We start from the raw sequence: 22,614 nt of genomic DNA, 5'->3' as shown, positions 1-22,614 counted from the left end.
GTGCCGTCCAATAAGATTTTGCACAGCACCACACGCACAAATTACACAATTTTGGTAAAAAGCGGCTTAACGTTTGACCAAATGCTTCTAGTAACACCAGGACGATTCATTGTATACAAGTGTATTCCGTCTACTCCTTGCGCAACTAAATCGTTAATCTGCTGAGACGCAAATATGCTTCCAGCGTCTTGCAAAACTTCTGGGTTGCTTCCCCAGCGTTCCATCATTGCTAAAACAGGCTCGGTTATTGCAGAAGAACACATTTTTGTCATTCTCTTAACCTGATTTGCGTTTACAACAGGCATTACTCCAGCTTCAATCGGAACGTTAATTCCAGATTTTCTAGCTAAATCCCTAAATCGCAAGAAGTCATCGTTATTGTAAAAAAGTTGCGAAATCAAATGAGTGACTCCTGCATCAACTTTTTTCTTTAGATTATCGATGTCTTCTTGCAAAGTAGCAGATTCGGGGTGCTTTTCGGGGTAGCATGCGCCAAAAATAGGCAAATCAGGGCGCTGCGTGCGAATATAAGCAACTAAATCGCTGGCATGGTTAAACACGCCAGCAGCATCCTGACCTTCAATAACGTCTCCACGCAAAGCCAAAATGCCACTAACACCTGCCTTGTCGAACAACTCTAATGCTTCGTCAACATCATCATAATTTAGGTATCTTGCTGTTAAATGTGCAACAGCTTTAATACCGTATTCCGATTGAATTGTGTTGGCAATTCTAGCAGTAGCAGTTCGATCCGAAGATTTTCCAGTTCCATAAGTTACAGATATAAAATCTGGATCCAATCCCCTTAAGCCATCTAAAGTGTCGTAAATCGTACCTATTGGAGATGTTCTTTTAGGTGGAAACACTTCTAGTGAAAACTTTGGTTTATAGGTCATTTCAAACCGCCACCCAATTCGCTTCTAACCTTTTTGGCTGCAGAAACCAGATTTTGCAAGCTAACCCATGTTTCTGCATTGCCTCGTGTTTTCAAGCCGCAATCTGGGTTAATCCACAGTTTATTGGCTGGCATTTTGCGCAAAATCTCGTGAATTCTGTTAACAATCTCCTCTTCGCTAGGAACACGAGGAGAGTGAATGTCGTAAACACCAGGGCCAGCTTCTGTTTCAAAGTTTGCGTCATGAATAGCGTCCAAAACAACTAAATCTCCACGCGAAGCCTCAAACGATATTACGTCTGCGTCCATTGCGTCAATATCTTGAATAATGTCGTTAAACTCCGAATAGCACATATGTGTGTGAATCTGCGTAGTAGCAGCCACAGCAGAATGTACAAGACGGAAAGCCGCAATAGCCCAGTCCAAATACTTCTTATGCCAATCCGAACGCCTAAGCGGCAACTTTTCACGCAAAGCAGCCTCATCGATTTGAATTACGCGAATTCCAGCACGCTCTAAGTCTAAAACTTCATCTCGTATAGCAAGAGCCAGCTGCTGCGTTTGCTGCTCGTGGGTAATATCTTCGCGAGGCCAAGACCAGTTAAGAATTGTTACAGGCCCCGTTAGCATGCCTTTCATAACATGATTTGTGCGGCTTTGGGCATACGCGCTCCACTCTACCGTGATTGGCTGTGCTCTAGAAACATCACTCCAAACAATTGGAGGCTTTACGCAGCGAGTTCCATAAGACTGCACCCAAGCATTCTTGGTAAACTTAAATCCGTGCAAATGCTGGCCAAAGTATTCCACCATGTCGTTTCGCTCAAATTCGCCATGCACAAGAACGTCTAGGCCAATGCTCTCCTGGTGTTCTATGCACTCGTCTATTTGCTTGCCAATAAATGCGTTGTATTCTTCTTTACTAATTTCGCCTTTTCTAAAAAGCGCTCGAATCGACCTTATCTCTTTTGTTTGAGGGAAGGATCCGATAGTTGTTGTAGGCAAATCAGGCAATCCCAATGCTTCTTTTTGCAATTTTTGACGCTCAGCGCGAGCTGGCTTTCGCTCAAAATCTTCTGGCTTAAGGCTTGAGATTCGCGCTTTAACACTTTCGTCTGTCTTTACTCTAGATCCGTCGAATAATGCTTGATTTTGCGCTAATTCCTCGCTATTTTTAAGCTCATCATCATTCAAAACGCAAAGTTTAGCAATTTCGCTTACTTCCTTCAATTTTTCTACAGCAAACGCAAAATGCTTTAATACGTCTTCACCAAGCTCTTCTCCATTCGTGCTAAATGGAACGTGCAAAAGAGAGCATGCAGTAGAAACAGCTATGCGATTAGTAACATTTTTTTGCAAAGCGTCTAATAAGCCAAGACTTTGTGCGTAATCATTTTTCCAAATGTTTCTACCATTAACAATTCCTGCAAAAATAGTGGTTTTCTCGTTTACTCCATATTCTTGCAAAGCTTCAAGGTTTTCCTCTTTGCCTTCTACAAAATCCAAGCCAATTGCGTCAAACGCTAAATCGTTTACAGTTTTATAGGAGTCTAGAATATTGCCAAAGTATGTATTAAGCAAAATCTTAACGCTGCTTGCGTTTTCAGCGTTTTCAAGCCTGCTTTCTAGAATCGGCTTATATAAATCGCTAAAAATCTTTAAATCGCCATCTTCTTTATCTAAGCACAAGTATGGTTCGTCAAATTGCAACCACTTTGCTCCAAGACTTGCAAATCGTTTTACAATATTGCAATATGCTTCTGCTAATGCTTCAATCGTTTCTTTGTTTGGCTCTAATTCCTGAGCCTGTGGATTGCGAGCAAGCTTTAAGAAGGTGTATGGGCCAATCAACACTGGCTTTGTTTCAATTCCAAGATCTTTTGCTTCATTAAACTCGTCAAATGGCTTTGTACCAACTAAACGCAAATCTTGTGGATTTTCAACTTCTGGAACAATGTAGTGATAGTTGGTTGTAAACCACTTCTTCATTGGAAGAGCCGTAACGTCTCCAAAGCTCCCTTGATATCCGCGCGCTATTGCAAACAGTGTATCTTCTGCATTTTCAAACTCTAGCTTTTTGTACCTTTCTGGCACTGCGCCAAGCAGGATTGCCGTATCTAACATTTGATCGTAGTAGCTAAAATCATTGCTTGGTATGAGTTCTATTCCAGCTTCTGCCTGAATCTTCCAATGCTTTTTGCGCAAGTCTTTTGCAACTTGTCTTACTTCTTCTAGCGTTGCGTCTTTTTTCCAATAGCGTTCAATAACTTTTTTAAGCTCGCGATTGGCGCCAATCCTTGGGAAACCCTGTACGGACGTTAGAACGGTATGCATATATCCTCCAAAAAAAATCAATAACCTGATTCAGCCTAGCAAACATTTGGCCTAATGGGGTCATCAACTATTTGGGGGTGTCGTTATAACCTGAATTTATATGCGTATTTTATGCGGATTTTATGCAGATTTTATACAGATTTCCGCGTATTTTACTCAAAATCTTTTGGACTTATAACGCCCAGGGCTTTTGCTCCTCGAAGTCCGCAGGTTGTAAAAGGCGTTTCAGATACTAGAACAACAATCGAAGCATTGGAAAGTCCAAGTCGCATTGTTCCTAAAACATCTGGGTCTGAATCGGCGGAAGAAAGCCATTGTGCAGCCATCGACATTGTTGGCTCATGGCCTATAATCATTGTTATTCTAGATTCACTCCTAATAGCACAAAGCTCATCCATTACGGATTGCATTCCGCCATCATATAAGCTTTTTCTTGATGCAACTATTGGCGAATCTCCAAATTTTTTAAGCATTTTTTGCATTGTTTGTTCGCTGCGATTCGCGCTTGAACAAACAATATAATTTGGAACAAGCTTTAAAGATTGCAAGCCTTTTGCCATTATTTTTGCTTGTTTTAAGCCTTTATCGCTAAGGTCTCTTCCCCAATCGTCTCCCATTGTTGGCGGATGTGCTTTTGCGTGGCGCATTAGTAACAACACATATTTTGCGTGCTTTACTTTTTTAGCAATTTTCTTGATTGACGCCGCCATTTTAATCTCCTACAGTCTTCGGTTAAGCCTTGTTGGACTTTGGATTTTGGTTAGGTAACTGTGCTATTTGCGAGTCTAAATCTTTTAAAACTTTTCTAAGTTTTCTATCGGATATATCTCTAAGAGATAAGTCTTCTAACTGTTCTGCGCGCTCTTCGGGTGTTAAAGCATCAATATCGCTAACAGTATCTTTTGTAGCACGCTCGCGCTTTTTTAGCGCATTAAATCCTTGTGCCATTGCGCGCGAAATAACCAAAAAACCAGTATGACCTATCATTGCATGATCTGGTCTAACTGCTAAATCTTGAGCTTTCCAAGTTCTTTCTAACGTTTCTTGAATCTCTGGCTCCGTCCAAACTCCCGAAGCACGCAAACTTTGTGCCATTCTAGACATTTGCGTTGTAGTTGTTACGTACGCAACCAATACGCCACCTGGAGCAATAACTCTATAAGCTTGTTCAAGCCTGTTCCAAGGATCAAGCATATCTAACATAATGCGGTCAAAATAGCCTTCTGGAAGAGATTTTGCCACTGAATCAAAATCTCCAGTTAAAAGATTCCACCATTTTGGTTTTTCACCATAGTAAATCGTTGCGTTTAGCTGCGCAATTCTGGCAAAATCAGGCCTAAGCTCTATTGTTGTAAGCTCACCACTTTGCCCAACCGCATCTAAAAGACTTAAGCTCATTGCCCCAGAGCCTGCTCCCGACTCTAAAACGCGCATTCCAGAGCGAATATCTCCTAAAGAAATCACTTGTGCAATATCTTTTGGATACATGATTTGAGCGCCTCTTGGCATGGATAAAACGTAATCCGTCAATCGCGGACGCATAACTACATAATCCCATCCGCCTATTGCGCGCGCTGCCATCCATGGCTTGTTTGATTCTTTAGATGCATCAACTGGCTTATTGCTCTGCTCAAAATCTCGTTTTGTGCTAACTGTTGTTACTACAATGCCTTGAGTTTTGCCAATAACATCATCGTGCAAAATAATGCCATGCTCGGTTTGTGTAACTCCGCCTTTAGTAAGCTGCGCTGTGATTCGCTTGCCTTTTCTATCGGTGAATTGGATTTTTTCACCAACTTGCAAAGCTCCTCTACGCGTATAGCTTTCGTACACAAAACACCTCGCTTGTTTTTAATATGACTTTTATATTATAAGCTAACGGTTGTAAGTGGCATTGCTGAATCGATTGCAAAATCTGGAGCAGATGGACGAACGCCTGCTTCCACCAAATTCACACCAAGCATTGCCACCATTGCTCCATTATCTGTGCAAAGCTTCAATTCCGGCAAACGAACTTCGATTCCATGCTCTTTGCCTTGCTCTAAAAGATGCTCTCTAAGTTGCGAGTTTGCAGAGAATCCGCCACCAATCAGCAGCGTTTTAGAACCATACTGTTCGCAGCCCATCATGGCTTTGCGCGAAAGAACATCTGCAACCGAGTTTGCTAAAGATGCGCAAACATCGTCAACTGGTACTTCTAAGCCTTGTGCTTGGCGAGCTTCTACCCAACGCGCAACAGCTGTTTTTACTCCCGAAAAACTAAAGTCGTAAGGGTGCTCTTTGCCAGATCTGCCTTGCGTAAGTCCTTGTGGAACTTTCAACGTATTTGGATCTCCAAGGCGCCCATGCCTATCAATATGCGGACCTCCTGGGTAAGGGAATCCCAGCAATCTAGCTACTTTGTCAAAGCATTCGCCAGCAGCATCGTCTAATGTTGTTCCAACAACGTCTATGCTGCGCGCAATGTTGTTAACGTGTAAAAGAGAAGTGTGACCTCCAGAAACTATAAGCGCTAAAACGTCTTTAGGCACATCGCCAAATTGCAATTGCGTTACAGCAATGTGGCCAATAACGTGATTTATTCCATAAATCGGCTTTTTTGCAGCACTTGCTAGTGCTTTAGCTCCAGATACGCCAACAGCTAAGCAACCCGCTAAGCCTGGACCTGCGCTCACTGCTATAGCGTCAATATCGCTTAAATCCATATTTGCATCTGCTAACGCTTTTGAAACCACTGGCACGAATGCTTCTGCGTGTGCGCGCGAGGCGATTTCTGGTATAACACCACCGTAGCGCGCGTGTTCTTGCATTGAGGATGCTACAACGTTAGAAACTAATGTTCTTCCCTTAACGATTGCTGCTGCTGTTTCGTCGCAAGTTGATTCAATGCCTAAAACTATTGGCTCGCTTGTTTTATTCATTGTTTCGCTCATTGTTATCCTCACTTTTAGCACTGTTACTGTTATAAGCTTCGCTAGATTCTTCTAAGTTTTCTATGCCTTCTATGCCTTCTAAGTCTTCTATTTGCGCGCACATTGTATATGCGTCTATTCCTTCTGGCATGTAGTATCTTTTTCGTAATCCCATTTTTGTAAAACCGAATTTTTCATACAGTTTTAGCGCAGGATTGTTGTTTACCCTAACTTCTAAAAGCATTCGTTTTGCGCCTATTGATTTTGCATTTTCAATCATTGTCTTTAGAAGATTGCTTGCAATTCCTTGCTTTTGATATTCTTTTGCAACGCCTATTGTCATTATTTGCGCATCATCGCCATCAAACCAAAATCCTGCATACCCTACTACCGTATTTGTGTTTAAATCAATATCTGCATAATATGCACGCATTGGCGCTTGCAATTCCTGCAAAATCATGTTCTTGTTCCAACAGCCTGGTCCAAACAAGTCTGCTTCGATTTTTGCAATTTGAGAAACTATTGCTTCGCATTTTGAATAATCAATTTTCTCTATAGCGCAGCTTTTACTATTTGATGCACAAGCTGGATATTTTGAGCAAGTTATGTCTACAATCATATGCGTACTTTACTTGAATCCTATTTTTCCGCCACTTTTGTAGCAGCCCCAGAACCCAAAACGTACTTCAACGGATTTGGAACCGATACATCTGGTCTTCTTAAATAAAGCGGTTCAATAACATCTTTTTGACTTGCGCAAAGCTTAAATATTTCTAATCCTTTTACGCCTAAATCAAGAGCGCTCACTTCGGCAATTAAGCGTATGCTTTTGATTTTCTTCCAATCTTCAACATATTTTTTAGCGCCATGACCCGCAACACAAACACAGTAGTCGCAAATTTTATTTGATTCAAAATATTGGTTAACTCTTTCAACAATATTTGCAGGATAATCAATATCCATTTTTATTACTTCGCAACCACTATCGTCGTATAAACTCATATAAACTTGGCGTCTTCTAGCGTCATTAAGCGAAAGAACATATTTGCGTTCAGTATTGCAGGATTCATTATTTTCGACTATTAAATCTTTAGAAATAACGCCATTTTCAAGCGATTCTTCAAAAGCTCCAGAACGAATCATTAGGCTTTGCGCAATCAAACTGTTGCAACCTAAAATCTTAGCGTTATTTGCAAAAGCAATCGCCTTAGCTGCCACTAATCCAGCTCGTAAACCTGTAAAAGGAGCAGGGCCTACTCCAACTACGATTTCGTCTATTTGATTAAGCTCTAGACCAGCATTTTTTACTGCAGAATCAATGTTTACTTGCAGCTTTTCAACATGCGTACGCGAATCCGTTTCCACTATTGGCTTATAGCCTACAACTCCAACTGTTGAACCGTATGACGTATCTATAATCAGCGTATTGCTCATTTTTGTTCCTTAAATTAACCAACCAACTTAGCTTACTCTTAATCAAGAATTTTTAGTCGATCGCACCAATCTCCTCCAACTGGAACAAGTGTTACAACGCGATTCCCTTCGCTTGTTAGCTGGTTTGAATTAGAATCTTTGCCAGACTGTTCAATCGGCCTATCAATATGAACTTCAAGACGAACATCCGCAAGAACGCCCGCCATCTGCTCTCCCCACTCCATAAGCACAACAGTTCCATCACCTGGTTCTTCCAAAGCCTCATCTAATCCAAGCGATTCAAGCTCGTCTAGAAGCCTAGAAACCGTATCTTGGCCTGGAGCGTAATCTTTTCCACCAAGCCTGTATGCGTCTACGTGAATTAGATTTGCCGCTTTTCCGTTAGAAAACGTGCCTTTAAGTTCTCTTGCAATAGTAAAGGTTGGGGAAACAATCGGCTCTTTTATTCCTAGACCTTGCCCAAATCCTTTTGCAAACGTTGTTTTTCCAGCACCAAGAGGGCCAGAAAGCAAAATAACGTCTGTTTCACGCACTATTTTTGCAATGGATTTTCCAAGCTCCTGCATGCACAAATCCGTTGGAATTACAAGCTTTTTGCTATTCTGATTTTCCAAAATCACACACTTTCGTCTTAATTTAATAACGTCCACGGCAAGCAATCATGCTAATACATTTTTCTAAAGCATAATCAGCGTTGCTTGCTCCACCTTTACACTGTTCGTCTGCCCATGCTAAACACTTAAAACACCTACGAATTCCATTTTCATTCCATCCACCTAAATCTCTCATAGCCATTTTTAGTGCCCAAGGGTTCACTTTTGCTTGAGGAGTGGAAATCTGACCGTTTTTAACTGCTATAGCCTTTGTAATTATGCGCATTTTTACAGCCAGTGCGCCAATTAATGCTATAGGATCAACGCCTTGCAAAATCGCAGTTCTTGCCGCAAGAATAGCTTGAGGCGCATTTCCTTGTGCAGCTTTATCTGCCACAAAAAATCCAGTAACTTGAGGATCCGATGTTAAATATTGGTCAACTATTTTTAAAGTGATTGGATTATTGTCAAAATCAAAACACAGCTGAGAGCACAGTGCCGCCAACTGATCGGTCTTTCCACCTAAGACTTCTACAATACGCCCAGCTGCCATAGGCTCTATGCTGCGATTTTGTCTTTCAAAAAGACTTATAACAAAATTCAGCCTTGCATCGTCTTTTTTAAGATCTGGAACAGTTATTTTGTTTGCTCCAGCTTTTTCAAGCTTGGTAACTATTGATTTTCCTTTAACACCACCTTCGTGGCGGGCAATAACCCAGCAATCAGTGCCATTAGACTTGGAATTATTAGCACAAAAATCAACTAGCGCTTGCACAAAGTCTTCATCTGCCTGCTCAAGATTGCTAATAACAACAATCGTTCCGCTAGAGAACAAAGACGGGCCTGTAGCTGTTATAAAAGCGTATTTATCGGCAATCAAAGCATCTAAATTTACAACATCCGCATCTGGATACGCGCTTATTATGCGCGCTTTTAAATCGCGAGCGTTTAAATCATTTAAATACGCATCCCCGCCAACCACAATCGTAACTGGCGCAAAGTTTTTTAACGTTTGCATGCGTACCCCTTAATGCCAATGTTTTGTAACTTAACCAATCGAATTTACTATTAATAGGATTAATTTTAGCTTTTTAACACCTTATTAATTGTACAAACTATGCAAAACTTAAAACATTCCTAGATAAAAAATTAGACAAATTATTCAAAAAGCTTAACTGAATCGTCTATAAGATGCTTAAAACGATTTGACTTTGCTTGAGCATAAATCTTAAACGTGTTGTAAAACTCTTTATTTTTAAGATACTTATTTGCAAAAAGAATAGCGAAAAATACACTAAATTCAGCAATGCACGCCAACCAAGCACCTAATGGCCCCGCAATCCAAGGAAAAACGCCAATTTGCAAGTCTCCAAGGTTCCAAGCGCAAAATGCCATAATGTTTGTTCCAATCGAAGAAAAACTAGCAAAAAACAACGAAATCGAATAATTCCAACACGCAAAAACAAGAGATAAAAGTCCAAAAATCGTTGCAAAGTCAACAAAAGGAGTAACAATCAAATTAGTTAAAATAGATATAAAAGACACTTGAGGTTGCATTAATATTTGAACAGGAAGTGTAAAACATTGCGCACACAATGTAATACTTAATGCGCTCGCAATACAAGATGGCATGTATCTTAAAAAGATTCTTTTCAACGGCATTGCGCAAACGATTATTCCAAAAGTTGCACAAACCGAAAGAGCAAAAGCATAATCCCATGCGTATTTTGGGCAAACAAAAAGAACGCCTATAACAGTTAAACTCAATGCACTAGCAGACTGATATGCTCTAGAAAGCAAAAACGCAATTGAGCAAATAATGCCCATTATAAGCGCTCTCAAAACAGACGCCGACGGGTAAACAATAAGCGCCAAAGAAATATTTCCAACTGTTTCAAGAACAGCACATAGCCATTTTGGAGCAAGAAAATATAAGCAAACTTTACGAATCATTGCAGCAATAAGCAAAAAGTGGCCTCCAGATACTGCCATTAAATGCATTATTCCCGAAATCTTAAATCTTTGCTTCATTGTATTTGCGTACGTGCTGTCAATTTGACTACTTTTATTTTCACTATCATCACTTAAACGCTCTTGACCTAAAAGTCCTACAGTAAGACCAGGAACTAGCATTTTACCTTGCTCGCTCAAATTGCTTGTAACATTGTAAAATTCTTTATAAAGATTATTTAAAGCACTTGCTAAAAACCCAGCTTTTTCAATCACTTTTAACGATTGAACTTGATTTTTACCAGATTTATCTTCTTTACCAACTTTAGGGATTTGGATTTCTACAGCATTTGCGCCGAATTTAGAAATACCAATCCTCGCAAAACTGCTAATCGTATACCCATAATTTATTGCTTTGCAAACTGGATTAAAAGCGTAAAGTTTTGCATCTACAAAACTCGCATATTTTTGCACAGCATTGTTTTTATCTTTTGCCTCAACACTTTTAACTCTAACGCTAGATACACAATCTCCTCTAAAAGAAGGAGACGTTCTTAAAGGAGATGTTATTTTCATAACCACTTTAACGTTTTTAAAATCGCCATTTTTAGCGCCATTATTTACATTATGATTTTGCTCATTTTTAACGCCATTGCTTTTAATAACAGAAAAAACAGGATCCATCCCTTCTAAACATTGCGTAATTGAGCAAATAATAAAGGAAGCTAAAAACGCACATACAATCGCGTAAAAAGTTTGTTTATATTTGATTATTTTCAATCGTTCTAAACATTTAACTTTAAACATGCCATTAGCAAATACACAGCAAAAACATATAAAAGCAAAAGCAAAAGTGGCAATTATTGTATGCACTAAAATATGATTTACTTCGCATACAAATCTTGCATATAAGCAGCCAAACCACACTGCAAAAGCAATTGGAACAAGTCTAAAATCCTTGTTACCAGTTTCACAATTCCAATAAAATTCTTCCATCTTAAACCTTAAAGAACAAAGTTATAAAACAAACCTATAAATAGGCGATTTTTAGCCAACACAAGTCATTGGTTTAATTTTTGCAAAGGTTTTAGGGCCAATCCCATTAACTTGCAACAAATCTTCAACGCGTTTAAAAACACGAACTTTTTTACGCATATCTAATATTCTTTGAGCCATTTTTGGCCCCACGCCTTTTATTTCTTGTAATTCTTCTACCCCAGCCGTGTTTATGTTTATGCAAGTTTTTTTATTTAAAGCATTATTAGCAAAATCTTTGTTCTCGCTGTTCGCTGCATAATCTTTGTTAGAATTAGCACTTTTAGAATCGCGCTTTTTATAATCATTGCCCTCATTATCTTTAATAATCGCATTAGAGCTATTTTTGCCATTCACACTGCTCTCTTTAAAATTCTTGCTAGAAGATTGAATTTTGGAGGATTTATTTTCGACTTTATCGTCGATTTTGCTAACAGATTTACTGCCAGTTTTGCTTGCGACTTTACTAGCGTTATAAGCATAAAACTTGCTATACGTTGCATATTGACCTATTAGCATTGTTAAACTACAAGCTAAGCAAACAACCAAAATCAGCATTATTGCAAGAATATGAACAGGTTTTATAGCCAGTCTTATGCTATTTTTTATTCTCGCTTCGTTTCGTTTATTAAAATCATTAAAATCTAGTGAAGATTTATTGGCATTAGTGGCAAGATTATTAAAATCCAACGCATTCTCTTTAATTTCTTGGTTAATTTTATGACTCAATCCATCAATCGCTTCAAACCTGCTTAGAACGCTACGACTAGTTTTATGCATCTTTAATCACCCCCTTTTATTGTTTAAATAATCATTAATAAAAAAGATGCTTACCTCCACTATTAAATGAAGATAAGCATCTTTCAAGTAAAATTAACCAATGTGGTTAAAGGCTATTTTGCCTAGAAAACATTAGATTTCAGCTTTCGTCTGGCACAATAGACACAATCTTTGGAGCCTTAACAATCACCTTGCGCGGAGCTTTACCACCCAAGCGATCAGCTACAGCTTCCAACGCGAGTTTTTCTAGCTCGCTAGCCTCAATATTTGGATCAACTTCAAGCTTTGCACGAACTTTGCCCTTGATTTGCACAACAGCCGTAACAGTATCTGCGCCAACGTAGCGAGAATCTGCAACTGGCCAATCTGCATGAGCAATCGACTTAGTATGCCCAAGCTTGCTCCACATCTCTTCGCAAATATGCGGAGCAATAGGAGAAAGCATAAGAACCAGCGGCTCAACTGCAGCGCGAGGTACGTGTGGCAGAGAAGTCAAGTGGTTGTTTAACACAATCAGCTTAGCGATTGCAGTGTTTGGTCGCATTGCTTCCATCTCTACAGTCACTTCTGCAATTGTATTGTTAAGAAGCTTTAACGTCTTCTCGTCCAACGCATCTTCTGTTACTACACAAGCTCCAGTTTCCTCGTTAACAACGTTACGCCACAAGCGCTGCAAGAATCGCATGCCGCCAACAACATTACGCGTATTCCAAGGGCGAGATTCAGAAAGCGGACCCATGCTCATTTCGTACAGGCGGAATGTATCTGCACCGTAGTTTTCGTACATGTAGTCTGGAGTCACAATATTCTTTAGGCTCTTGCCCATCTTGCCAAACTCGCGATTAACAGGCTCGCCATGCCAAGTAAATGTTGGCTCGCCAGCGCCGCTATTAGCGCCTTCTTCAACTTCGTCTGCTGGAACATACTGTCCACGCTCGTCCGTGTACGCATAAGCCTGAATCATGCCCTGGTTAAATAGGCGATGGAATGGCTCAGCAGAATCCACGTAACCCAAGTCATAAAGCGCTTTGTGCCAGAACCTGGAGTAAAGCAAATGCAAAACTGCATGCTCTACACCACCAACATAAAGGTCAACACCGCCAGAAACATGCTCTTTACCTGGACGGTTAGTGCCCATCCAGTAGTCATATTCGTCGCTGTCAACCATGTGCTCAGCGTCGTTTGGATCCAAGTAGCGCATGTAGTACCAGCAAGATCCAGCCCAGTTTGGCATAGTGTTTGTATCTCGATAGTAGGTTTTTACGCCATCTCCAAGATCAAGCTGAACTTTAACCCAATCCTCATTTCTACTCAATGGCGCTTCTGGCTCGGAATTTGCGTCATCTGGAGCATAAGTCTTTGGCTGGTAGTCTGGAACATCTGGCAAAGCAATCGGAAGCTCACTATCTGGAACTAAGTGAGCAACACCATCCTCATCGTAAACAATTGGGAAAGGCTCTCCCCAGTAGCGCTGCCTAGAAAACAGCCAGTCGCGAAGTCTGTAAGAAACTCTACCTTTGCCTACACCAGCTGCTTCAAGCCAAGTTGTAACTTTTTTAATAGCTTCATCTACGCGCAAACCGTTGATAGATAAGGCATTGCCACCCTTGTAAGTCTTTTCTACAGAAGAGTTAATAACAATTCCGTCATGCGAAACAAACGGAGCATTACCTTCGTAATCTGCCAACTTTTCGCCAGATTCAGCAAGTGGTTCAACCGTGTAGATTACTGGCAAACCAAACGCCTTAGCAAAATCGTAATCGCGCTGGTCGCCGCCTGGAACTGCCATAATTGCGCCCGTGCCGTAATCCATAAGCACATAGTCTGCAGTAAACAGAGGAAGCTTCGCTCCAGTTACAGGGTTAATTGCATAAAGACCAGTAAACAAACCAGTTTTAGCTCCTGCGTCTTCTGTGCGATCTTTTGCAGTCTTTGCTCTAGCTTGAGCTTGATACTTAGCTAAGCCTTCTTTAAGACTTGCGTAGCCACCCTTCCAACTTTCTGGAACGTTAGAATCCCAGGCTTCTGGAACATGCTCAAGAATTGGGTGATCAACGGAAACAACCGCAAAAGTAGCGCCAAAAAGCGTATCTGGACGAGTTGTGTATACTTCCAAATCACGCGTTTTACCATCTGCACATGGCACATCAAAATGAACAGAAGCACCGTGAGATTCGCCAATCCAGTTTCGCTGCATAAGCTTAACTTTTTCTGGCCAATCAATAGTATTTAAATCTTCAACCAATCGGTGACCGTAAGCGGTGATTCGCATTGACCACTGACGAAGATTGCGCTGGAATACTGGGAAGTTTCCACGCTCAGACTTGCCTTCTGCAGTAACTTCCTCGTTTGCAAGCACAGTTCCCAATCCTGGGCACCAATTTACAGGAGACTTAGAAATATATGCAATACGGAAATCGTTTAATACATCCGCTTGCTCTACCTTGTTAAGATCTTCCCACTTTTTACCTGCAAAACCTGGGATTTCGCGTTTGCCGCTCTTAAACTCATCAACCAGCTCGCAGATTGGTCGAGCAGAACCTTTGCCGCCATCTTTACGCACAAAATCAGGGTTGTACCAAGCGTCGTAAAGCTTTGAGAAAATCCATTGTGTCCAACGAACGTAATTTGTATCAATAGTTGCAAAAGACCTACGATCATCAAAACTCAAGCCCATGCGATGCAACTGCCTACGCATATTTGCAATATTCGCCTCGGTAGTAATGCGTGGATGCTGGCCAGTTTGCACAGCATACTGTTCTGCTGGAAGTCCAAAAGCGTCGTAACCCATAGCATGCAGAACATTCTCGCCCTTCATGCGGTGATAACGGCTTACAACATCTGTTGCCAAATATCCAAGAGGATGCCCAACATGCAAGCCTTTGCCAGAAGGATACGGGAACATATCCATTGCAAAGAAAGAAGGGCGGCCATTTGCAAGCTTACCGTCTCCATCCTTTAAATTGCCCTTAACATTTGCCGCCCAGAACGTGCCTTGCTCGTCCCAAGTTTTTTGCCAGCGCTGCTCAATATCTTGTGCGAGTTGCGCATTGTAACGAAAAGCTGGCTCAGCGATTGTAGCATTATTGTCAGCTGTTGAATATTGTTGATCGTTGTCTTCCATAAACAAGCACTATAGCGACTCATATCGTCAATTTGCAACACTTTTTACAACTTTTTTTGTATATTTTAAAGATTTTCTGAAAGTTTTAATGCATAATTCACAAAATACTATTATTTAGCGTTTTGCTAAAAAATGATTAGTACAATTATTTTACGCATTCAACACAAGAATTGATTAAAAAATAACGATTTAAAGAGGTTGAGTTATGAAAGTATCAAAGAACACGCTTTTGCTAATTGCATGCCTTGTATGGGGATTCGCTGGATTCAATATTCTTCGCATTGGCATTATTGCATACTCAAACTTTTTATCTGCTATTAATTTTGTTTTATCATTAGTTGTTTTTGCAATATTTCAAGTGTTTATTTTTGGAAAACTCGTAAAAAAACATACCGCCAGAATTAACTCATACAAAGAAAACAAGCAATTTTTCCTTAAATTCTTTGACGTTAAATCATTTATAATCATGGCTTTTATGATTACTTTTGGCATTACTATTCGTGCAACAAATCTTGCTCCAGAACGCTTTATTGCAGTGTTTTATACTGGATTAGGCTCCGCACTAGCATTAGCAGGATTACTTTTTGGATATCAGTTTGTTAAAAATCTTTGCACAGTTAAAAATAAAAAATAAAAAAATCAGACACAAAAATGATTATTGTGCAAAGTCTTAAGTAAAATAATGTGATTGGTATAAATACAAGCACAGAGGTTGCTATGAGTAATAACGTGTACAAAAAAAGCAGGTCATATGCGCCAGACCGCTTCTTTGAATGCGAGGGGCGTGGTCTTAATTGGCTTAGTGAAGCTTATACTTGCGGCGGGCCTAAAGTTGCTAAGGTCTTTGACTGGGGAAAAGACTATTTAAACATTGAGCGCATTGAAACTACAAGCCCTACTCCTCTAGCAGCGTTTGAATTTGGAGCATCTTTGGCTCATATGCACGATTTTGGCGCTAAATATTTTGGCGAACCACCAGCAGACTATGATGGAACATGCTATTTTGGCCCCCTAAGTGACCCAGTAAAAATGGATTGCGGCGATTGGAACAACGTTATTGACTATTTGGCAGAAGGCAGACTTTTGCCAATGGTAAACCTTGGTATTTCTAGGGGAAGCCTTACAAAAAGCGATTTAGATCTTACAAATAAAGTTATTGATGCTCTACCAAATTTACTTGGAAAAGCCGCTGAAGATAAACCAGCGCGCGTTCACGGAGACTTATGGAGCGGGAACGTACTCTGGACTAAAAGCGAAGATGGCGAACACACAGAAGCTGTTTTAATTGACCCTGCAGCTCACGGCGGTCACCGCGAAGAAGATTTATCAATGCTTCACCTATTTGGAATCAGCTATTTTAAGCAGATTCTAGACGGCTACCAGTCTGTTCATCCACTAAAATCTGGTTTTGAAAATCGCATGACAATTTGGCAACTCTACCCTATTGCTGGCCATTGTGTTTTCTTTGGTGGAGGCTACGTTAGCGAGTATAGAGACATGTGCTTAGATTTGCTTAATCGCTGAATTTGTATTAGATAATTTAACAAATACTTTTTAGTAAATACTTTTTAACAAATAAGCAAAAACAGAACTAAATTTACGAAAGGCTTTAACTATGATTCGCACGCATAAGCATATTTTGCGCAAAGTTATTGCTGCTCTGGCAGCAAGTACAATGCTTTTTGCAATTTGCGCATGCGGATCTAGCGTACAAAACGCGTCGCCTAGCGCAAAGTCTGAAGTAAATCACGGAAACGTTATAATTTTCACACCTTCCGACGGGCTAAATTTAAGTAGAAAAACGCCATTAAGCACATGGGATAATCTTGTTCCAGAAATAGTAAAATCGCTAAAAAAGCGAGGATTTTCTAGCAACGCAATCACAACCAAGTCTTCTAACAGCTTGTACAATCAAAGTCAAGATATTCAAGACTATGTTGTAAACACTATTACTTCACTAAACTCCAATAACTCTGCTAAATCGCTCAAAAGTAAAAACGCAAAAACGAACGTTAAAAACCTTCAAAATAGCGTAAAAAAACAACTTTCAAAAACAACGATTGTTGTTGCACCTTGGAGCAATAAAAACGGACATAATAATTATGGCGATTATGTAACACAGCCAGATTCAAACACCAATCAATCGAACGATGATTTAAAGAATCAAGAAGAAGCAGAAAATAGGCTTTCAAACGCTTTAGAACTTGCCAAAAAAGCTGGAATGCACGTTATTATGCTTTCTAGATTAAGCAATGGATTTAAGCCAGATATTCTATTTAACCTTTCTTCGGCTCAAAGAATCGGAGAGATTCAAGCTCACACTCTTGTACAAAAATTGGCTCTAAATCAAGCATCTAAAGATAATCCAAAAAGTGTAGAAGTGCTTTTGCCTTGCCATAATCAAAAGCAAAATGTTCATTTTCACATTGGAATAAATAAACGAGGAATAAATTCAGAAGATTCTTCGTACAAAACTCCAGATTTTGATGACGAATTTTCCAGACTTGCCTTCGAAGGAATCTGGAAGGTTTTAAAACCATATTATGAATCTGGACTAATGTTTTCTCCTTCTGGAAAGCTTAACAAAAATTCCACCGAAAACGATTGGAAAAACGTTGCTATAGATGCGGATAATTCTGATTCTGTTAAAGCAGAACTTGAATTTAGACTTATTGAAAAAAATAGCAATCAAGCAACTTCAACAAAACACGTAGATGGCATTATTGCTCTAGAAGATCAAGTTGTTATGCAAGCAGAAAATGCTTTAGAAGAGCTTGGTTACAAAGGAAGTTCTGCAGATATTAATCCTTCGTTTACCCTTCCAGACATTATTGGAAACTTTATTGGAAAGCGTAATTTAAGCAAAAAGAAAGTTCCAGCTCCTTCTAATTCAAAAAATAACAATTCTTCAAACCAAAAAACAGGCAAAAGCGGTAAAAATAATAAAAACAATAAAGATAATCAAGATAGCAACAAAGATAACAGCCAGAATAGTCAAAGCGAATCTGCAATCTCTGTTGTAAACGATTCAAAATGGCCTATTATTACTGGCTACGGAGCATATAAAGATGCATTGCCTAATCTTGTAAACGGAAAACAATGGATGACTTCTATAGAAAACATTCAAAAGATTTCTGTAGATGTTGCAGAACAATGCAATTCGTTAAACACTTCTGGAAAGATTACACAGCTAGAAGATGTAACCATTTTTGTAAACAATAATGGGCCTCAAAAAGACGTGCCAGTGGCAACTGAAACTATTCTTGCAGTTAGTGCAACAAATCTTAAGGCGCTTTTAATAGACCCAGGCTACGTTACTCTTGCAGACGCAGGGCTTTAATCGCCTTAGGCTAGCACATTACTTTTGCACCTTAATCTAACGCCTTATAGCTAGAGATTAATGCGATTATCTTTTAGATTTTGGAGCATAAATCTTATTTTCAATAAGATCTTTGTAACGCTCTAAAACAACGCTTCTCTTTGCTTTAAGACTTGGGGTAACCAATCCGTTTTCTTGAGTAAAGGCATCTGGAACAATCTCAAACTTTCTAATCGACTGCGCTCTAGAAACCTTGGAATTTGCTTTTACAACACTTTGTTCAATCTCGGACTTAACAATTGAATTCTTTCTAGCTTCATCCAGCGAGCGCACAGGCCCTGCTCCCCTAGATATAAGCCAAGAGTTTACTTCTGCCAAATCAAGTGCAATAATTGCCGAGATAAACGGCTTTCTATCTCCTAAAACAACACATTGAGAAACAATTGGGCATGTCATAACACACGCTTCTAGAATACCTGGAGAAACGTTTTTACCGCCTGCTGTTATTATTAAATCTTTCTTTCGGCCTGTAATCCTAACAAATCCATCTGGCTCTAGTAATGCAAAATCTCCCGTGTGAAGCCAGCCGTTTACTATTTGCTTTTCTGTTATTTCTGGGTGATTATGGTATCCAACGCATACTGCAGGACTTTTAATACAAAGTTCTCCCTCGTTGTCTATTGCTACAGACACACCTTTAACAGGAAGCCCCACTGTTCCAATTCTGTACCCTTTTGTAGGGTTTACCATTGATGGAGCGCATGTTTCCGTCATTCCGTAGCCTTCGAGGATTGGAAGCCCAATTCCATTAAAGAAGTGAGATATTGATGTGTCTAAAGGCGCTCCGCCCGAAACGCCGTAATCAACATTTCCTCCAAAAACTTGCAGAATCGACTTGTATACGGTTTTTTTAAAGAATTCATGGCTTATTGCAATCATTGGCGAAACCATTGCACCACTTTGCTGCGCTTTTGACCATTGCTTAGCAACTTTTACGCTTAAAGCAAATATAACGCCTTTTAACCCTCTACCAGCCTTTTGACTTGCCGCATTGTAAATCTTTTCAAATATTCTAGGAACACCAAGCACAAATGTTGGTTTAAAGCTAGCAAAATCACTTAGTATTGTTTTAAGATTACTCGATAATCCAAGTGTAACGTTTCCAGCAAAGCAGAAAAATTGCATGTATCGCGCAAAAACATGCGCTAGTGGAAGGAATAACAATAGTTTTGGAGTACCACTCTTGCTTCTTAATGCTATGTCTGGCATAGAAAGTATTCCAGATTTTGCTATAAAAACAAAATTACCGTGCGAAAGCTCAATACCCTTTGGCTCTCCAGTAGATCCAGAAGTATAAACAATTGTTGCCAAATCTTTGCCTCTAACGGCTTTTTCTCTTTCGTAGAATTCTGCATCTGTAACGGTTTTTCCGTATTCAATAAACGCTTCGATTGCGTCTGCATTTAATACAAAAATCTCTTCAAGGCTTTTGCATGATTTTTTTGCAGTCTGAGCGTTTTCTTTCATTGCCTGGTCTTCAACAAAAATCATGCTTACGTTGGAATCGTTAATAATGTTTTCTATTTGGCTTAGCGAGCTTGTTTCGTAGATTGGAACAGTTAAAGCCCCAATAGACATTATTGCCATGTCTAGTAAAGTCCACTGCCAAGAAGTATGAGCAATTATAGATATTGAATCCCCTGGCATAACTCCATGCGCTATAAACCCTTTTGCAACCGATATAACTAAGTCTCTAAACTCTTTAGCGCTGTAGGAGCCCCATTTTCCATTACCCGAAGCATACTCAATTAAAGAGCCATTAGGATTACGCTCTACGCGGTTTTCAAGAAGCGAAAAAATATTTGCGTCGTAATCAATCTTCTCATTAAGACTGCGAGAATACTTTTGCATAATTGCTCCTTAAAGTGCGTATACTCGTTTAATTAATGACTCTATTATTTATTCAAGAATCTACATACACTATACGATACGCATTTTACTACTTTACGTTTAAATCTTCTTTTGGTTTTAAAACTATTTTTTGCTTTTGAACCATCTTTCTAGGGTTTGCGTATGTTTTGTTTCTTCGTTTTAATCCCCATTGAACGCAAAGATTATCGCAATGATCCGATCCAACTGTTACATAGGCAAAATTCTGCCCTTTTTTAACAATTGACCCAACAGGTAAATCCGTATACGCTGGCTCAAAAGTAGATGTTAAAACACCATGACTTATTGTTACAACAGATTTTCCAGCAACCAGCCCCGCAAAGGCGATTACCCCATCTGCTGGAGCGCGGAGCTCTGTGCCTTCTAAAGCTTGTAAATCAACACCTCTGTGTCCTGCAATCCAAGGCTTAGTCGGGCCGTCAAAATCTTTATCAAAATCTTTAATAATATTCGCTTCTTTTACTGGATATATCATCCTAGATTTGCAATACTCTAGCTCTTTTATCTCTTCGATTTTGCTTGCAGCTAAAATAAGCGTTTTATTATTATTCGTGCATATATTTGCGGGCTGCTTATAAGAATCTGGCTTATTTAATTGAACATATTCGTATTCAAGCTTTTTAGTCACATTTGAATTTTCTAGAACCTGGATTATTGAAACAAACGCAATCAACGCAAAAAACGCTAATGAGTACGCAAAAAGTATTTTATGCTTAAAAACATATGTTTTTATTTTTTTAATTTGTTTTCTGATTTTTGCGTGTTTTTTATTAATAACTTTTATGTTAAATATTTTCCACATTACTGCTCTCCTTTTTGTTTAGAATTCCTAAAAAATGGCGTATTTCAAGGGTTTTATTGATTTTATTTACTTTCCATTTATTATTTTTTTAAAAGTGTTTCACACGATTCTTTTTTAGTAAAGATTTTTTTAACAATGTGGTTAAAGGCTATAAATCCCTGATATTTCCCCAATATTTCCCAATATTTCAGCGTTAGCGATTTTCGACACGCCCAAATCGACTCATATTTGCATATCCACAAATTCCGTGTAATATAAATGTCTTGTGCACGGCACAAAGCCAAGCATGGAAAATATTCCTGCGTAGCTCAGTTGGCAGAGCGTTCGACTGTTAATCGAATGGTCGCTGGTTCAAGCCCAGCCGCAGGAGCAAGATAAACCACCAGCAATCCTGGTGGTTTTTTGTTTTACAAAAGTTTTGCGTTAAAGCTAACTCAAACGCTCAAAAACCTATAAGTTCCAAGGCATTACGTACTTAGTTTGGCGTAGACTATAAGTGTCGTTTGCACAAAGCAAATCTTGGCAAATATTGAAAAACAGAGGATGAATATGTTAGAAAACATCTCCAAAGCCATTAACCATGGCAACAAAAAGAAGATGATAATTCTTATAACTGGCGTTGTAGTTCTTGCGCTGGTTCTTTGCGTAGGCGCTGTATGTTGGAATATTCAGCATAATGCACGCGTAAAAGAGGCTCGCAAGCAGTGCGAAGTTCAGGTTGCACAAGTAACTAAAGCAAACCAGTCTTGGAAAAAGCTTATTAAAAATTCTCTGCTTGTATCTTTTGCTAAAGAAGATTCCGAAAACGGCAAGTTGTTGAGCAAGCTTATGAAGCTGCGCATACCAGAAACAGTTGTTTGCAATGCAAATTCTCCAGAAGCTTTAGGTTCGCAAAGCGCTCAGGCTATTGCTGCTGCGCAATGGTATTCCGATAACGCTCAACGCATTCGCAGCATAACATCTATTATGATAGACAAAGCTGCAAGCGATGAAGCTTCTCAAGAAGCAAAGAAGAAAGACGAAGAAGCTCAAAAGCAGCTGCAAAAAATTACTGCTCCTGTTATTCGTAAGGCTCCTAGAATAAACCGTAGGCCAAAGCTTAATATTCCTAACATTCCTCCTGACGATGTAGAAAAAGCAAAGAAGAAGGCTCAAGAGGACGCTGCTGCTAAGAAGAAAGCAGAAGAGGACGCTGCTGCTAAGAAGAAAGCAGACGATGAAGCAAAGAAGAAAGCAGAAGAGGAACAAAACAAAAAGCTCAAGAAAATGATTCAGGATGCGCTAGAGAAGGCGAGAGCAGAAGAGGAGAAAAAGAAGAACCAGAATCAGCAAAACGGTGGAAACGGCAACCCAGGCGGCCAAGGCAACGGCGGCCAAGGCAACGGCGGTAACGGCGGCAACGGCGGTAACGGCGGCAACGGCAACCCAGGCGGTCAAGGCAACGTCGGCAACGTCGGTAACGGCGGTAACGGCGGTAACGGCGGTA

General features: G+C 39.7%; 18 protein-coding genes and 1 tRNA gene. 5 read left to right on the top strand and 14 right to left on the bottom strand.

Features of this window, described 5'->3' with window-relative positions:
• Positions 1–41 precede the first annotated feature (41 nt).
• From metF to leuS, 12 genes are all read right to left on the bottom strand, one after another.
• Positions 42–896 carry a methylenetetrahydrofolate reductase [NAD(P)H] gene (metF, locus tag HMPREF3216_RS01635; RefSeq protein WP_060786643.1) on the bottom strand — a complete coding sequence of 285 codons (855 nt, stop codon included), beginning with the start codon at positions 894–896 and terminating at the stop codon, positions 42–44.
• On the bottom strand, positions 893–3,229 hold the full coding sequence (gene metE, locus HMPREF3216_RS01630) for a 5-methyltetrahydropteroyltriglutamate--homocysteine S-methyltransferase (RefSeq protein WP_060786642.1): 2,337 nt from the start codon (positions 3,227–3,229) through the stop codon (positions 893–895). Before metE ends, metF begins: the two co-directional genes overlap by 4 nt.
• A 152-nt stretch (positions 3,230–3,381) precedes the next feature.
• Complete coding sequence (locus tag HMPREF3216_RS01625) at positions 3,382–3,939, bottom strand: SixA phosphatase family protein (protein ID WP_060786641.1); 558 nt, start codon at positions 3,937–3,939, stop codon at positions 3,382–3,384.
• Between the two features lie 22 nt (positions 3,940–3,961).
• Positions 3,962–5,062: a tRNA (adenine-N1)-methyltransferase gene (locus tag HMPREF3216_RS01620; RefSeq protein ID WP_060786640.1), complete on the bottom strand. Its 1,101-nt coding sequence runs from the start codon at positions 5,060–5,062 to the stop codon at positions 3,962–3,964.
• A gap of 35 nt (positions 5,063–5,097) precedes the next feature.
• Positions 5,098–6,162, bottom strand: a complete 1,065-nt coding sequence (tsaD, locus tag HMPREF3216_RS01615) for a tRNA (adenosine(37)-N6)-threonylcarbamoyltransferase complex transferase subunit TsaD (protein ID WP_060786639.1) — start codon at positions 6,160–6,162, stop codon at positions 5,098–5,100.
• Complete coding sequence (rimI, locus tag HMPREF3216_RS01610) at positions 6,143–6,760, bottom strand: ribosomal protein S18-alanine N-acetyltransferase (protein ID WP_060786638.1); 618 nt, start codon at positions 6,758–6,760, stop codon at positions 6,143–6,145. Before rimI ends, tsaD begins: the two co-directional genes overlap by 20 nt.
• A gap of 20 nt (positions 6,761–6,780) precedes the next feature.
• Positions 6,781–7,575, bottom strand: a complete 795-nt coding sequence (gene tsaB, locus HMPREF3216_RS01605) for a tRNA (adenosine(37)-N6)-threonylcarbamoyltransferase complex dimerization subunit type 1 TsaB (RefSeq protein ID WP_060786637.1) — start codon at positions 7,573–7,575, stop codon at positions 6,781–6,783.
• Between the two features lie 38 nt (positions 7,576–7,613).
• On the bottom strand, positions 7,614–8,141 hold the full coding sequence (tsaE, locus tag HMPREF3216_RS01600; RefSeq protein WP_060786795.1) for a tRNA (adenosine(37)-N6)-threonylcarbamoyltransferase complex ATPase subunit type 1 TsaE: 528 nt from the start codon (positions 8,139–8,141) through the stop codon (positions 7,614–7,616).
• 70 nt (positions 8,142–8,211) lie between these two features.
• A complete protein-coding gene (gene holA / locus HMPREF3216_RS01595) occupies positions 8,212–9,186 on the bottom strand; it encodes a DNA polymerase III subunit delta (protein ID WP_060786636.1) in 975 nt (324 codons plus the stop codon).
• 140 nt (positions 9,187–9,326) lie between these two features.
• Positions 9,327–10,802 carry a ComEC/Rec2 family competence protein gene (locus HMPREF3216_RS01590; protein WP_230953847.1) on the bottom strand — a complete coding sequence of 492 codons (1,476 nt, stop codon included), beginning with the start codon at positions 10,800–10,802 and terminating at the stop codon, positions 9,327–9,329.
• Between the two features lie 363 nt (positions 10,803–11,165).
• Positions 11,166–11,933: a ComEA family DNA-binding protein gene (locus tag HMPREF3216_RS01585; protein WP_060786634.1), complete on the bottom strand. Its 768-nt coding sequence runs from the start codon at positions 11,931–11,933 to the stop codon at positions 11,166–11,168.
• Positions 11,934–12,072: 139 nt separating this feature from the next.
• Positions 12,073–15,057, bottom strand: coding sequence for a leucine--tRNA ligase (gene leuS / locus HMPREF3216_RS01580; RefSeq protein ID WP_060786633.1), 2,985 nt, complete (start codon positions 15,055–15,057; stop codon positions 12,073–12,075).
• 205 nt (positions 15,058–15,262) lie between these two features.
• On the opposite strand from leuS, the gene HMPREF3216_RS01575 reads away from it, so the two are divergent.
• The 3 genes from HMPREF3216_RS01575 to HMPREF3216_RS01565 all read left to right on the top strand — a co-directional run bounded on the left by HMPREF3216_RS01575 (position 15,263) and on the right by HMPREF3216_RS01565 (position 18,397).
• Positions 15,263–15,691, top strand: coding sequence for a hypothetical protein (locus HMPREF3216_RS01575; protein ID WP_060786632.1), 429 nt, complete (start codon positions 15,263–15,265; stop codon positions 15,689–15,691).
• An 83-nt stretch (positions 15,692–15,774) separates the two neighbouring features.
• A complete protein-coding gene (locus HMPREF3216_RS01570) occupies positions 15,775–16,581 on the top strand; it encodes a fructosamine kinase family protein (protein WP_060786794.1) in 807 nt (268 codons plus the stop codon).
• Between the two features lie 91 nt (positions 16,582–16,672).
• Entirely contained in the window at positions 16,673–18,397 is a 1,725-nt protein-coding gene (locus HMPREF3216_RS01565) for a substrate-binding domain-containing protein (protein ID WP_060786631.1), read from the top strand.
• Between the two features lie 66 nt (positions 18,398–18,463).
• Here HMPREF3216_RS01565 and HMPREF3216_RS01560 read toward each other — a convergent pair whose 3' ends face one another.
• Together HMPREF3216_RS01560 and HMPREF3216_RS01555 are read right to left on the bottom strand one after the other, a co-directional pair.
• Positions 18,464–20,287 carry an AMP-dependent synthetase/ligase gene (locus tag HMPREF3216_RS01560; RefSeq protein ID WP_155639665.1) on the bottom strand — a complete coding sequence of 608 codons (1,824 nt, stop codon included), beginning with the start codon at positions 20,285–20,287 and terminating at the stop codon, positions 18,464–18,466.
• An 88-nt stretch (positions 20,288–20,375) separates the two neighbouring features.
• Positions 20,376–21,128, bottom strand: coding sequence for a M23 family metallopeptidase (locus tag HMPREF3216_RS01555; protein ID WP_060786629.1), 753 nt, complete (start codon positions 21,126–21,128; stop codon positions 20,376–20,378).
• Positions 21,129–21,425: 297 nt separating this feature from the next.
• Between HMPREF3216_RS01555 and HMPREF3216_RS01550 the strand changes: the two genes are divergently transcribed.
• Positions 21,426–21,498, top strand: a tRNA-Asn gene (locus HMPREF3216_RS01550).
• A 179-nt stretch (positions 21,499–21,677) separates the two neighbouring features.
• The coding region (locus HMPREF3216_RS01545) for a hypothetical protein (protein ID WP_230953846.1) at positions 21,678–22,614 on the top strand (937 nt) is incomplete at its 3' end.

The sequence above is a fragment of the Gardnerella vaginalis genome (assembly GCF_001546455.1).
GTDB classification, from domain to species: Bacteria; Actinomycetota; Actinomycetes; order Actinomycetales; family Bifidobacteriaceae; genus Bifidobacterium; species Bifidobacterium vaginale_B.
The sequence above is the reverse complement of the archived record's forward strand: the minus strand, read 5'-3'. Positions and strand labels throughout refer to the sequence as shown.

Coding starts and splice junctions, on each gene's coding strand:
- HMPREF3216_RS01560 (WP_155639665.1), bottom strand. CDS start 20,287: ATGCAAAAGTATTCTCGCAGTCTTAATGAGAAGATTGATTACGACGCA.
- metF (WP_060786643.1), bottom strand. CDS start 896: ATGACCTATAAACCAAAGTTTTCACTAGAAGTGTTTCCACCTAAAAGA.
- leuS (WP_060786633.1), bottom strand. CDS start 15,057: ATGGAAGACAACGATCAACAATATTCAACAGCTGACAATAATGCTACA.
- HMPREF3216_RS01555 (WP_060786629.1), bottom strand. CDS start 21,128: ATGTGGAAAATATTTAACATAAAAGTTATTAATAAAAAACACGCAAAA.
- metE (WP_060786642.1), bottom strand. CDS start 3,229: ATGCATACCGTTCTAACGTCCGTACAGGGTTTCCCAAGGATTGGCGCC.
- tsaB (WP_060786637.1), bottom strand. CDS start 7,575: ATGAGCAATACGCTGATTATAGATACGTCATACGGTTCAACAGTTGGA.
- HMPREF3216_RS01590 (WP_230953847.1), bottom strand. CDS start 10,802: ATGGATCCTGTTTTTTCTGTTATTAAAAGCAATGGCGTTAAAAATGAG.
- HMPREF3216_RS01565 (WP_060786631.1), top strand. CDS start 16,673: ATGATTCGCACGCATAAGCATATTTTGCGCAAAGTTATTGCTGCTCTG.
- holA (WP_060786636.1), bottom strand. CDS start 9,186: ATGCAAACGTTAAAAAACTTTGCGCCAGTTACGATTGTGGTTGGCGGG.
- rimI (WP_060786638.1), bottom strand. CDS start 6,760: ATGATTGTAGACATAACTTGCTCAAAATATCCAGCTTGTGCATCAAAT.
- HMPREF3216_RS01585 (WP_060786634.1), bottom strand. CDS start 11,933: ATGCATAAAACTAGTCGTAGCGTTCTAAGCAGGTTTGAAGCGATTGAT.
- HMPREF3216_RS01570 (WP_060786794.1), top strand. CDS start 15,775: ATGAGTAATAACGTGTACAAAAAAAGCAGGTCATATGCGCCAGACCGC.
- HMPREF3216_RS01625 (WP_060786641.1), bottom strand. CDS start 3,939: ATGGCGGCGTCAATCAAGAAAATTGCTAAAAAAGTAAAGCACGCAAAA.
- HMPREF3216_RS01575 (WP_060786632.1), top strand. CDS start 15,263: ATGAAAGTATCAAAGAACACGCTTTTGCTAATTGCATGCCTTGTATGG.
- tsaE (WP_060786795.1), bottom strand. CDS start 8,141: ATGCAGGAGCTTGGAAAATCCATTGCAAAAATAGTGCGTGAAACAGAC.
- tsaD (WP_060786639.1), bottom strand. CDS start 6,162: ATGAGCGAAACAATGAATAAAACAAGCGAGCCAATAGTTTTAGGCATT.